This is a genomic window from Rheinheimera gaetbuli (genome assembly GCF_054781935.1).
Window position 1 is genome coordinate 215,430 of record NZ_BAAGTL010000006.1, and the last position, 13,953, is coordinate 229,382.

Annotated in this window: 7 protein-coding genes and 1 pseudogene; 3 read left to right on the top strand and 5 right to left on the bottom strand. The window is 49.1% G+C overall.

Translation table 11 applies throughout. The features are described 5' to 3' along the window. Window positions 1-15 precede the first annotated feature (15 nt). Window positions 16-2,625: a TonB-dependent receptor plug domain-containing protein gene (locus ACYVIC_RS05965; protein WP_460858157.1), complete on the top strand. Its 2,610-nt coding sequence runs from the start codon at window positions 16-18 to the stop codon at window positions 2,623-2,625. Window positions 2,626-2,686: 61 nt separating this feature from the next. Here ACYVIC_RS05965 and ydiJ read toward each other — a convergent pair whose 3' ends face one another. The 3 genes from ydiJ to ribA all read right to left on the bottom strand — a co-directional run bounded on the left by ydiJ (window position 2,687) and on the right by ribA (window position 6,925). Further along, the gene (gene ydiJ, locus ACYVIC_RS05970) at window positions 2,687-5,737 is read right to left on the bottom strand and encodes a D-2-hydroxyglutarate dehydrogenase YdiJ (RefSeq protein WP_460858159.1); all 3,051 of its coding nucleotides are present in this window, start codon (window positions 5,735-5,737) and stop codon (window positions 2,687-2,689) included. A 44-nt stretch (window positions 5,738-5,781) separates the two neighbouring features. Then, a complete protein-coding gene (locus tag ACYVIC_RS05975; protein ID WP_460858161.1) occupies window positions 5,782-6,249 on the bottom strand; it encodes a YehS family protein in 468 nt (155 codons plus the stop codon). Between the two features lie 94 nt (window positions 6,250-6,343). Next, a complete protein-coding gene (gene ribA, locus ACYVIC_RS05980; protein WP_460858162.1) occupies window positions 6,344-6,925 on the bottom strand; it encodes a GTP cyclohydrolase II in 582 nt (193 codons plus the stop codon). Window positions 6,926-7,210: 285 nt separating this feature from the next. Between ribA and ACYVIC_RS05985 the strand changes: the two genes are divergently transcribed. Next, entirely contained in the window at window positions 7,211-9,058 is a 1,848-nt protein-coding gene (locus ACYVIC_RS05985) for an ABC transporter ATP-binding protein (RefSeq protein ID WP_460858164.1), read from the top strand. A gap of 75 nt (window positions 9,059-9,133) precedes the next feature. Here ACYVIC_RS05985 and ACYVIC_RS05990 read toward each other — a convergent pair whose 3' ends face one another. Next, window positions 9,134-12,412: a S41 family peptidase gene (locus ACYVIC_RS05990; protein WP_460858166.1), complete on the bottom strand. Its 3,279-nt coding sequence runs from the start codon at window positions 12,410-12,412 to the stop codon at window positions 9,134-9,136. Window positions 12,413-12,511: 99 nt separating this feature from the next. After that, the gene (locus ACYVIC_RS05995) at window positions 12,512-13,663 is read right to left on the bottom strand and encodes a pyridoxal-phosphate-dependent aminotransferase family protein (RefSeq protein WP_460858168.1); all 1,152 of its coding nucleotides are present in this window, start codon (window positions 13,661-13,663) and stop codon (window positions 12,512-12,514) included. A gap of 167 nt (window positions 13,664-13,830) precedes the next feature. On the opposite strand from ACYVIC_RS05995, the pseudogene ACYVIC_RS06000 reads away from it, so the two are divergent. Next, window positions 13,831-13,926, top strand: a pseudogene (locus ACYVIC_RS06000) (PhnA domain-containing protein); the annotation flags it as partial. Window positions 13,927-13,953 lie beyond the last annotated feature (27 nt).

Consider the following 13,953-nt stretch of genomic DNA (forward strand, 5'->3'; position numbering starts at 1 on the left):
CAGGAAATATCACTTATGAAAAGTCATAATAATTACCATCCCGTCGCCCGCGCAGTGAAATTTGCCTTGGCAGCATCATTAACGCTGGGTTTAAACGCTACAGTTTTAGCAGAAGAAAACACGCCAGATACGGCAAAAAAAGAACAAGCGGTAGAAAAAATTGCCGTGGTAGGTAGTCGCTCAGCGCCGCGTTCTATCGGCGATTCGCCGGTGCCTATTGATATAATCGGTGGTGAAGAACTAAACAAAAACGGCAGTACTGACATGCTGAATCTGATGACTACCACGGTACCATCACTAAATGTGCATTCTAACCCTATCAGCGATGCAGCAACCTTAGTTCGTCCAATGAACTTGCGTGGTTTGTCAGCCGACAGCACCTTGATTTTAACTAATGGTAAACGCCGGCATAAGTCTTCAGTTATCGCTTTTCTAGGTGGCGGTATAAATGATGGTGCGCAAGGTGCGGATGTGTCGGTTATTCCCGGTATAGCTTTAAAGCAAGTAGAAATTTTACGCGACGGTGCAGCGGCACAATACGGCTCGGACGCCATTGCCGGTGTGATTAACTTTGTGCTGAAAGACGCCGATAGTGGCGGTACTTTTGAAGTTAAACATGGCGAATATTATGAAGGCGATGGCACTAGTACCGAGTTTGCCGGTAATGTTGGTATGCCGTTGACCGATAACGGTTTCGTAAACGCCAGTTTTCAGTATAAAAACGTTGATCCTACGAGCCGCAGTGTTCAGCGCCCAGATGCTCAGGCGTTTGCTGATGGTGGCAACCCGCATATTGCACCTATCACTCAGGTGTGGGGCTCACCTAAAATCAAAGATGATCTCACTATTTTTGTTAATGCCGGTTTAGACCTGAGCAGTGACAGTGAAGCCTACATGTTTGGTAACTACTCAGAGCGGGATGTTACAGGTGGTTTTTATTATCGTAACCCGTATAACCGCGGCGGCGTTTTCTCTAACGATGGCGGAGAAACCTTACTGATCGGTAACACTGACTTTTCAGCTGGTGCTTGTCCTACAGTAGGTCTCACCGATGGCAATGGTAACAATCTGCCATTTGATGCCGTTAACTCAGCAGTTGGTGCGTTACCAGCACATTGTTTCACTTTTTTCTCGATGTTTCCCGGTGGTTTTACACCAACGTTTGGCGGTAATGTAACAGACACTTCTTTAACTGTGGGTACTAAAGGTGAATTTAAGAGCACTTGGATGGAAGGAATAATGTATGACTTCAGTGGCTCTGTTGGTAGAAACGAGTCAAGTTACATGATGACCAACACCATAAATGCATCGCTAGGTTTAGATACCCCAACAGAATTTAACCCCGGTAAATATATTCAGCTGGAGAAAAACTTTACAGCTGACTTTGTTAAATTTGTGCCTGCCGGGTTGTATGAAGATCTAACCGTCGCTTTTGGTGCACAGTGGACAGAAGAAACATTTGAAGTGGTCGCTGGTGATGCGGCATCTTTCCAGGTAGGCGAGTTTGTTGATCAGGGATTCAGTATCGGTTCAAATGGCTTCCCTGGCTTTAAACCTGAAGATGCAGGTACCTCATCACGCAGAAACTACGCCTTCTACTCCGACGTCGAGGCTGAGGTTACTGAATTGCTGTTGCTGGGATTTGCGTTACGTTTCGAAGATTATGATACCTTTGGCTCTACATTAAATTACAAGCTGACGGGACAATATCGGTTAACCGATGATTGGGCGTTACGTGCGTCACATAGTACAGGGTTCAGGGCACCGACGGTCGGTCAGGCCAATGTAAGTAATGTGCAAACGAACCTTTCTTCAGGTTTGTTAGTGGATTCAGCGTTGTTGCCACCTACTAACCCTGTTTCTGTGGAACTAGGCGGTTCTGAGCTGCAGCCGGAAGAATCTACCAGTTACGCATTAGGTGTGGTTTATTCTGGTGCAGATATCTTTATGACACTGGATTATTACCGTATTGATGTTGATGACCGTATCAGTCAGTCGAGTAAAATCAATTTAACAGATGCCAACCGCGCAGCGCTTAAAGCCGCAGGTGTTAAGAACGTAGACTCTATTCAACAAGTCAGCTTCTTCACCAATGACTTTGACACCAAAACTCAAGGTATTGATTTTGTTGCCAGCTACTCAACATATTTGATGGATGGCCGCAGCAGCTTTAACTTTGCTTATAACTGGACCGACACTAAGGTAAAAAGCGCGACGGCAATAACTGGCTTGGATAAAGTGTCTCGGCTTGAGAATGATTTACCTAAACATCGTGCTACTTTAACCTGGAATCAAAGCTATGATAATTGGTCTTTTTTCCTGAGATCAAACTATTATGGCGAGTATCAGGGCGTGCATGTTGACTGGGTTGGGACGCCGGGGTCACCGGGTACTGAAGTCAATGCAAAAGCCAAAGTTACCTTTGATGCTGAACTGAGTTACTTTATCAATGATAGCTTCTCTGTAGCCGTTGGCGCCCAGAACATTTTTGATACTAAACCTGAGCGGCTTAATCTCAGTGCAGTGGGTGAACCTAATAACGCTTTCGGTGCTAAGTACTATGAAACCTCACCTATGGGTATTAATGGAGGTTACTACTACTTAAAAGGCGTATACCGCTTCTAATGATTACCCAATAAATAACCCGGCTATGTTTGCCGGGTTATTTATTGATATGTTATCAACATTATAAGAGCTGCAGCAAAGCCTGTAACGGATGTTTCGGCTTATCACCAACCAACCGCTTTACCTGGCTGCGACAGGAAAAACCGGTTACCAGAATGTGCGCTGTACCAAACTGCTCTACCGGCGCACGCCAGCTCATATCAAACAGCGCTTTGCTGTTGTCCAGGTTTTGTGCTTCATGGCCATAGGTGCCAGCCATACCGCAACAGCCCACGCTTACCGGTTTTAAGCTTAGCCCTGCGCTATTGAATATTTGCTGCCAGGCTTGTTCGGTTGCCGGCAAGGCAGTTTTTTCAGTGCAATGCGCTAACAAGGCAAACTCTGCCTTATTGTTGACCTGTGGTAGGCTTTGTTGTACCAGCCATTCATGCAGCAGTTGCACATTAAAATCTCCACGCTTATCGCCCAATGTTTTGTGGTATTCATCGCGATAAACCAGCACTAAAGACGCATCCAGCCCCAGCATAGGAAAACCAAGCTGTTGCAGCTGATTTAAAAACTGTGCGGCGCTGGCGGCTGTTTTGGCAAATTCACGTAAAAAGCCCTTTACGTGCTGCGGTTTGCCATTGGGCAAAAATGGTAACAATACCGGGTTAAAGCCCAGCTTTTGCAGCAAATGTAACGCATCTGCCACCAGCTCTGCTTCGTAAAAGCTGGTAAAAGGGTCTTGAACTAATAGCACGGTGCGCGCTTTGTCCTCTGAGGATAACCGCTGCAGTGCCGCTAAATCAAAGCGGTATAAATCTCCTACCTGTTGCGACAAGGTGGGCACAGATAGCAGCGGCGTATCAACATAGCCGACGGTTTTTTCTAATAACGCCGCGGTAGCTTTTTGTTTAACAACAAAATTAACCAACTTTGGCGCTTTAGCCAACCAGGGTGCAGTGCGTTCGATATTTCCAACAATATAATCTTTTGCCGGTCGCAGATAGCGGCTGTGATACAGCTGCAAAAAACGCGAGCGAAATGAGGGTACATCTACTTTTACCGGACATTGGCCAGCGCAGGCTTTACACGCCAGACAGCCTTCCATCGCCTGCATCACTTCATGCGAGAAATCCTCCTCGCCGCGCCGTTTTGCCAGAGTATTTTTTGTGCGTTGCCACACGCCTTTAATACCGCCAGATTGCTGCAGTAATTGCTGCTCCTGCGCCAGCACATCGACACCCTGCATTTCGGTTAGGCGTAACCATTCGCGCATTAAACCGGCTCGGCCTTTCGGGCTGTGGCGCCTGTCTTTAGTAATTTTGCTGGACGGACACATTGGCGAGTTTTCTTCATAGTTAAAGCACAGGCCATTGCCGTTACAATTTAAGCTACTGTCAAAGCTGTCTTTAACGGCGACTGGAATTTGCCGGTCAAAGTACGCCCGTTTTACGCCATCGACTGACACTAAGCTGTCGGCACTGTTAAACGGCGTACAAATTTTACCGGGGTTTACTCTGTTGCGCGGGTCGAATGCGGCCTTAATTTTACGCAGCTCAGTAAACAGTTCATCGCCAAAAAACGCCGGACCGTATTCACTGCGATAGCCCTTACCATGCTCGCCCCACATTAAGCCACCATATTTGGCGGTAAGTGCCACCACCTGATCGGAAATAGTGCGTAGCAATTGCTCTTGCGCCGGATCGCATAAATCCAGTGCCGGACGCACATGCAACACCCCGGCATCAACATGGCCAAACATGCCGTAATGTAAGCCATGACTGTCAAGCAGTGCGCGAAACTCCATAATAAAGTCGGCCAGATTCTGCGGCGGTACCGCGGTGTCTTCAGCAAAGGCAATCGGCTTTTGCCGGCCGGCGGTATTACCCAACAAGCCCACCGCTTTTTTGCGCATGGCGTAAATATTGCTGATGGCCGCGTTATCATAAGTCAGCTGATAGCCGATAATGCCGTCGGTTTTATCGGCTATTGCGCCATCCAGCCGGGCCGTTAGCGCGGCAATTTTTTGCTCAATCTCAGCCTGGCTTTCACTGTTGTACTCCACCATGTTCAGCCCCTGCATTTCAATGCCGGGCACTTCGGTGATTAAGTCTCTTACCTGATGCCAGATAATATCATTGCGGGCTAAATTCAGCACTTTGCTGTCGACGGTTTCAACAGAGGTCGCCTCAGCCGCGACCAGAAACGGTGCATTACGCAGCGCGCTTTCAAAGCTGTCGTACTTCACATTCACCAGACACTTGTATTTAGCAATCGGCGTAATATTCAGCTTGGCTTCAACCACAAAACCCAGTGAGCCTTCCGAGCCGGTAATAATGCGCGATAAATCAAACTCGGTTAAATCATCGTTAAACACATGCTCTAAATCGTAGCCGGTTAAAAACCGGTTCATGCGGGGGAATTTGGCCAGTATTTGTGGCCGGTACTGTCGGCAGCTGTCCAATACCTGACGATAAATGCGGCCGATACTGTTGGGCTGCTCAGCGCGATGCTCTGCCTCAAAGGTGGCCATTTTATGCGTTTTTAATATATTGCCGTCTATCAGCACAGTTTTAAGTGCCAGCACGTGGTCACTGGTTTTGCCATACACCAGTGAACCCTGGCCGGAGGCATCGGTATTGACCATACCACCGATAGTGGCGCGGTTAGAGGTGGATAAATCCGGCGCGAAGAAAAAGCCATACGGCTTTAAAAAGGCATTAAGCTGGTCTTTAATTACCCCGGCCTGCACCCTTACCCAGCGCTGCTCAGGGTTAATTTCCAGGATATTACGCATATGGCGTGATAAATCCACCACCACATGCTCAGTCAATGCCTGGCCGTTAGTGCCGGTGCCACCGCCGCGCGGGCTGAATTTGATATGCGAGAAACTGGAGGTTTGCGCCAGCGAGGTAAGAATAACCAGATCATCAGTAGATTTGGGCAGCAATACCGCTTGCGGCAGGGCCTGATACACGCTGTTATCAGTGGCCACTGCCAAACGGCTGCCGTAGCTGGTTTCAATATCACCGCTAAAACCAGCGGCAACTAAGGCTTTACTGAAAGCAACAATGCTGGCATCCAGCGCAAGTTCGGGATTAAGCTTTGGGATCATAACTGCAGACACTCGGCAATAAGTGCCTGCAGTATAACATTAACTTTACTGTAGGATCAGCTGGCAGCAGGACGGAATTTCAGAGAAATGCCGCGTAAAAAATAGCGCAGAACTTGCTCCTGGCAGGCACGGTAGTGTTTATGATCAGGCCGGCGGAAAAACGCACTCAGTTCATGCTTACTTAAGCGAAAATCAGCACCTTCCAGTAAGGCTAAAATATCATCGTCTTTTAAATCAAAGGCGATTTTCAGCTTACGCATAATAATGTTGTAATTTAACTTGGTTTCCGGCACTGGAATAACACCGTCTTTGGCACCACGGCGCTGAATAATTACGCCGTTTAAAAAGCCAGCCAATAACTCATCGCTGATCGCAGCAAAGCTCTCGCTTTCATCAGATTCTAACCAGGCCATCACCTGCTCTTTTGTCACCGTGACATTGGTTAAGGCAAAAATGGCTATCATGCCATGATTAGGTGTATTTAGCGTGTAACGCAAGCTGCGCAGTACGTCGTTATTGGTCAAGATAGTGTCCTGTAAACAAAGTCAGATGAAAAACGGCGGCTATGATACCACAGCCACCGTTAAATCCGCATCCCGCTATCTATTAACCTGCGGCTTAAGGTAAATGCCCCAGCTTGCTGGCTTTAGTGGCAAGATAACGATGGCTATGGGCAGTAGTTTTTACCCGGTGTTGTACCCGCTCCAGCACATTAACACCGGCGTCGGTTAACGCTTTTAGCTTGCGCGGGTTATTAGTAAGCAGACGAACCTGGGCAATACCTAATTGCTCAAACATTTGCGCAGCAATATCGTATTCGCGCATATCGGGTAAAAAGCCTAAAATTTCATTGGCCTCTACCGTATCCAGGCCCTTGTCCTGCTCGGCATAAGCACGGATTTTATTAATAAGGCCAATGCCACGACCTTCCTGGCGTAAATACAAAATACAACCACGGCCCAGATCAGCAATTTTACGCATCGCCGCTTCCAACTGCGGCCCGCAATCACAGCGTAGGCTGAATAATGCATCCCCGGTTAAACATTCAGAATGCACCCGCGCTAGTACCGGCTCAGCAGTTGTCACATCGCCCAATGTTAATGCGACATGCTCTTTGCCGTTAGGTGCCTCAAAGCCATGTAAACGAAATTCGGCAAAAGGGGTTGGCAACAAGGTCGAGGTTACAAGTTTTAATTTCATTATGACTTCTCAGATAACGGCCACACTTAAGACAGCATAAGCGTTGTTGGCTACAGCGCACACTTTATTGGGCCACAGCAGTGGTAATTCAAGGCTAACTGCTGCAGGCATTATAGCAGCACTGATAACAATTGACGCAGCTAAAATGTGATACTATCACATAAACAAACTACCAAATGCCTATTACGATTAGTAGCGATAAAATCAGGCCAACCGGCGCAGCAGCCATGCAATTTTTATTAAACCCGCTACAATAGCCGCTGTTTTAGCTACCGGTTATCTTTCATGCTAAGTTTTTTCGAACGTATTATTAAACCTTTTCCGGCCGTTGAGCCAACCCAGCCACCTAAAGGTATATTGGCGTTTTGCCGTCATTATACCAAAGGTATGGAGCCATCACTGATCCTGATGTCGATAAGCACCGCTTTGCTGGCAATATTGGAAGTGTCACTATTTAGCTTTATGGGTCAATTGGTTGACTGGCTGGTACAAAATGAGCCGGAAGCGCTGTTTACCAGCGAGCGTGCCACGCTGATTAAGATGGCCGTCGTTACCGTGGTGCTACTGCCGGCGTTGAGCTTTTTTCATGCGGCTATTGTGCACCAAACCTTACTGGGTAATTACCCGATGTCTATCCGCTGGTTAGCCCACCGCTATTTATTGCGCCAAAGTATCAGTTTTTACCAAAATGACTTTGCCGGCCGAATTGCTACAAAAGTGATGCAAACGTCGCTAGCGGTGCGCGAAACCGTAATGAAACTGCTAGATGTAATGGTATACATTTTGGTGTATTTCGGCTCGATGTTATTTTTTATTGCCGATGCTGACTTGCGCCTGATTATTCCGATGCTGGTATGGCTGGCTATTTATATTGCGATGCAGTTTTACTTTGTGCCACGCTTAAAAGCCGCCTCTACCCGTCAGGCTGATGCCCGCTCAGAAATGACCGGTCGCATTGTCGACAGTTACACCAATATCACCACCATTAAGTTGTTTTCTCACACCAACCGCGAAGAAGCCTACGCAAAAGACAGCATGGAAGTGTTCTTAAAGCCGGTATACCGCCAGATGCGTTTAGCCACCGGCTTAAGTGTCTCGGTACAAACGCTGAACTACTTTTTGGTATTCGCCATAGCGGCGTTATCGATTTATTTATGGGCCGACAGCGCCATCAGTGTGGGCGCCATCGCCATAGCGGTAAGTTTAGCGTTGCGCTTAAACGGCATGGCACAGTGGATCATGTGGGAAGTCAGCAGCTTGTTTGAAAATATCGGCACTGTGGCTGATGGCATAACCACCTTATCGCAACCAGCACAGGTACTGGATGCTGTTGATGCCAAACCGCTGCAGGTAAGCCGGGGCGCCATCAGCTTTAATAATGTTGGTTTTAATTACGGTAAAGCCGGCAGCGACAATGGCAAAGCACCGGTGTTGCAGCAATTAAACCTGGAGATTAAACCCGGTGAAAAAGTCGGTTTAGTTGGCCGCTCTGGTGCCGGTAAATCGACCTTAGTTAACCTGCTGCTGCGCTTTTACGATGTCGAAAGCGGTAAAATCCTGATTGATGGCCAGGATATCAGCCTGGTAAACCAGGAAAGCCTGCGCCAGCATATTGCCATGGTGACGCAGGATACCTCGCTGCTACACCGCTCGGTACGCGATAATATTGCCTATGGCAAACCCGATGCGACAGAAGCTGAATTGCAACTGGCGGCAGAGCAAGCCGAAGCCAGCGACTTTATTGCCGATTTAACCGATCCTAAGGGTAACAGCGGTTTTGATGCACAGGTTGGCGAGCGTGGGGTTAAGTTATCCGGCGGCCAGCGCCAGCGTATTGCTATTGCCCGCGTGTTGCTTAAAAACGCACCGATTCTAATTCTGGATGAAGCCACCTCAGCGCTGGACTCAGAAGTAGAAGCCGCCATTCAGGCCAGTTTAAATACTCTGATGGCTGGAAAAACGGTAATCGCTATCGCCCACCGTTTATCTACCATAGCGCAGATGGACCGCTTAATTGTTCTGGATCAGGGTAATATCGTCGAACAAGGTACACACAGTGAACTGATTGCCAGCGGCGGCATATACGCCCAGCTGTGGGCGCATCAAACCGGTGGCTTTATCGGTGTGGAGTGAGCGGTCACCGCAAAAACTATAGCCAGCCCGGCGTAATGCCGGGCTGGTTTTTAGCGGTTCTAACTCAGTGTTGAATCAGGGTTTAATATCTGCCGCAATCGGCGCAGTTAACGGCTCGGCGTTTAACGGTGCAACCGGTTCAGATTGCAGCTTTTGCTGTAAATACTGAATCGCCTGCTGCAATTGCGCGTCCTGGCCGTTAAAGTGGGCAAAAGGTAAGTTGTCTACTTCAACATCCGGTGTTACGCCATAGCCTTCAATAACCCAGCGACCGTCCATGGCAAATTGGGCGGTTTCAGCAACCCGTGCCATACCGTTATCGGCCAGCCGGTTACGGCCAGATAACCAGACACCGGCACCAGCGGTGCGCTTACCAATCAGCGGGCCTAACCCCAACGCTTTAACCCCGGCAGAGAAGGTTTCACCGTCTGAATAGGTAAGCTGATCAGTTAGCACCACTAAATGGCCACGAAAGGTTTGCTGCATATTGGTATAGCCAGCACCTTGGGTTGGCTGCCAAAATGCCCAGGTACGACGCAACAGCTTTTCTATAATCCAGCTATCAATATTACCGCCACGATTGCGCCTGACATCAATGATTAAACCCGCTTTATCGTAATGGGCATAAAATTCACGGGCAAAGTTGGCAATATCATTTGGCCCCATCGCATACAGATGCAAATAACCAAATTGCTGCTCGCTGGCCTTGGCAACGGCGTGTTGATTAGCCGACACCCAGTCCTGATACCGCAGCATACTGTCCTGCCCTGCGCTTACCGGCTCTACTACCGTTTGCCATTGCTGTTTACCACGCTGCAAACTCAGTAATACCTGCTTACCGGCCTGATTACGCAGTAAATTGGTCAAACCGGCGATATCGGTTACCGGCTGGCCATTTATCGCGGAAATAATGTCACCGGTTTTCGCCTCTACGCCGGGTTTGGCCAGCGGTGCTGCCTGTGCCGGCAGTTCGCTGTCGGTGCGGTAAATATGGCTGATGCTAAGCCCTTGCCGGGTTTGCTTAAATTCAGCGCCCAAACTGGCGGCTTTGGCCGCGGCATCATCGCTGCGATATTCACCGCCCCGCACCTGCGAGTGTAAGGCATTTAGCTCGCCCATCATTTGCGCGAAAATATCGTCCAGCTCGTGACGATCGGTTACCCGCTGCAATAACGGCTGATATTTCGCTTTACTGGCGGTCCAATCTAGCCCACGCATGCCTTTGTCAAACAGAAAATCACGGTGCATACGCCAGGCATCAGCAAACATTTGTTGCCATTCATCGGTAGGCTTAATACTTAACTGCCAACTGGCGATGTTCAGTTTCGTTTTATTCAGCTCAGCCGGGGCCTTGGCTGTTGCTTCAACAACATACATATCGCCGCCACCTGCTGCGCTGTGTTTGCGCATAAATAGCTTTTTGCCATTCACGGCCAGTTGATAATCGCTAACATCGCTGGCAAACACCTCAGCTTTGGCTTCAGTTTGGCTAAGCTCAATTTGCTTTAATAGCGGTTTAGCAGCTGCACCACTATCACGGTCTAACACATACAGCCGCTTATCGTTCACAGCCAGTTGGCTGTAATTGCCTGCCGCCAGCGGCACCTGCCATAAGCGCGTGCTTAGGCCATCCCAGTCGACCAGGCTGCCTTTTTTTGCTGTTCTGCTATCTTTGGCGGCCTTATCATTACAGTTATCAAGTTCTTGCTCGGGCCGAAATGCAAAACAAGCTTGCTGTTTTAAGCTAACGGCAAACAGCTGGCTGCGTTTATCAAATAACGGCCCCAGATTACGATCGCCCCAGGGGTGTCCCGGGGTGGCAGTAAACTGGCGGTTAGAAATAAAATACAGCCACAAGCCATCCGGGCTAAATGCCGGTGAATAGGCGGCGTATTTTTCTGAGGTAACAACTGCACTTTGCTGCTCAACCAGGCTATATAACACCACCTGTGCGCGACTTTGCCGCGACGAATTAAACGCAAACGCCAATAATTTGCTATCGGCTGACCAGTTTATGTCGTCATAAGGCGATAACCCTATACCACCGGTGTAGATTTTACTATTACGCCCGCTTGGCAGGTGCAGCAGCCACAAATCGCCATTTTTGTCATCGTGCGCCAGATACTCTCCATCGGGTGACAACTTAAGCTGCCAGCGATGCACGCTACCGTCAGCAGTCAGTTGTTTCGCGTTGTCTGAGCCATCAGCGGCGAAACGCCAAATTTCATGTTCGCCACTGTGATCATTAATGGCATACACCCAGTTACCGTCTTTTGATAACACCGCCTCACGCGAGCGGCTGCCAACAGGCGTGCTTATCTGCACCAGCCGCTGTTTGCCAGGCACGGCTAAAGCAATCTGGCTGCGCGCTGTAATAACGACTTTATCGCTGTCGTCCTGCTGCGCCTGATAATAGGCTGAGTTGAAATACCGCAATGGCTTGCTGATAACGCGTTCGCGCTGCTGGACTAAATCTGACTGTATTGCTATCGGTAACGCATTAGTTTGACCATCAGCGAGCTTGAGCAGCTGCAAGTTGGCTCCCAGCTGATATAACACCTGACCATTGGCTACGCTGATCCGGCCAATGCGCCAGTCTTTGTGAAAGCTGTGCTGTTTAACATCGCCACCACTTGCGCTAACCGACCAGATATTACTATTACCATCAGCGTCGCTGACAAAATACACCCGCCCCTGATAAAACACCGGCTGGCTAATGCTGCCATTGTGACCACGACTTAACAGCACAGCCTCATCTTTGCTACCCAGTTCCCAGCGCCACAACTCGCCCATGGCACCGCCACGATACACTTTAGTGTTGTCGCCGGTTAATTGCAGACCAAAACGGCTAAAAAATACCGTGCCGTTTTGCTCGTCTATGCTACCGCCCGACGCATCGGCCAACGGCAGCGTTTCAGTTTGCAGGGTTTGCGGGTCCAGCGTTTTTAACAACCAGTAATTGGCCGGGCCGGCAGCGCTGTCAGTAGCATATAAGATACGGCCATCGGCCAGCCATTGCTGAATACGTACCCGGCTGTTTTCAAAACTAACACGCTTTGCCACACCACCAGACAGCGGCATCAGGTAAATTTCACTGGCACCGTCATAATTGGCAACAAAAGCCAGCTGAGTGCCATCTGCCGATAGCAGCGGCTGAGTTTCTTCTGCCAGGTGGCTGGTAATGCGCCGGGCATTCACATCAGTTAACGTCGCGTGCCACAGATCGCCCTCAGCGGTAAAAACCAGCTGATCCTGTTGTAGTACCGGTGAGCGATAGTAGCCTTGCACAGCGTGCATCGGCAGAGAAAGGATACTAAGTAGCGCAGTACTTAGCAGAGAATAACGCAGTTTCATTCTGGCCTCGGTTGTTATTTAGTGTTTGTTATGAATACCTTGCTGCTTCAAATTAGCAGAAGCCGCAAGGTACACCAACTAAAAACGGCCAGATGTCAGTTATGACTGATTAAGTAAAACCTCAGACAATGCTTTAACACACAACGCCACATTCTCGCGCCGTGCACCGTAGCCCATTAAACCAATGCGCCAGGCTTTACCGGCTAAATCGCCCAGACCAGCACCTATTTCAAGGTTGTATAGCTCAAGCAGCTGTTTGCGCGCAGCGGCATCATTTACGCCCTGTGGAATATACACACTGTTAAGCTGCGGCAAGCGATAGGACTCGGCTACCACAAACTCAAGCCCCAGCTCAGTTAAGCCGTGCTTTAACAGCTGATGCATTTCACGGTGACGTTGCCAGCTTTGTTCCAGCCCCTCGCTGGCCAACTGACGCAACGATTCATGCAAAGCATAAAGCGCATTAACCGGCGCCGTATGGTGGTAGCTGCGTTTAGCGCCACCACCCCAGTAACTCATCACCAGACTTTGGTCTAAAAACCAGCTTTGTACCGGCCGCGTGCGGGTTTTTATCCGTGCAACAGCGTTGGTTGAAAACGACACCGGCGATAAACCCGGCACACAGGATAAACATTTCTGGCTACCAGAATAAATAGCATCAATGCCCCATTCATCTACCCGCAGTTCAACACCGCCTAACGAGGTTACTGCATCGACAATGGATAAGCAGTCATATTGTTTAGCCAAGGCGCACAGCGTTTTCGCATCAGATAAGGCGCCGGTAGAGGTTTCTGCATGCACAAAGGCCAGATATTTTACCTGCGGGTTGGCTTTTAAAGCAGCCTCAACCTGTTGTGGGTTAACTGGCTCCCCCCAGGCGTTGTCGACAGTAATGGCGGTGGCGCCGCAGCGCTCGACGTTTTGGCGCATCCGCTCACCAAACACGCCATTGCGACAGACAATTACGCTGTCGCCCGGCTCCAGCAAATTAACAAAACAGGTTTCCATGCCGGCACTGCCCGGTGCCGATACCGCCAGCGTCATCTCATTGCGGGTTTGAAAAGCATATTGCAGCAGCTGCTTTAGCTCATCCATCATGCCGACAAATAACGGGTCAAGATGCCCTACTGTCGGCCTTGCTTGCGACGCTAGTACTTGTGGGTACACATCAGATGGCCCCGGGCCCATCAGAATACGTTGTGGTGGCAAAAAAGCCGCTATTTTCGGTGCTGGTAGTAAAGCCTGTTGCATAATCACTCCGAACAATTATTTTGCTTTACCATAGCAAATCGACAGCCTGATACCAGTCATGTTCGGCTATTACCGCTATTCAAAGGATTAATAGTGCGGCTTAAGCGCAGCGACAGCGTATAATAGGCCTTTTTGCCCTGCTGGAGCCATGCTATGAATACACTACCCGCCTGGTAGAGGGCGACCATGATATCGACTGTAAAATTGATGGCTTCGGCGCCATGAGTTTAAAATCGGAGTTTGTACGCAAAGTGCAGGACTAACGCCACAATAAAAAATGGGGGCCGATA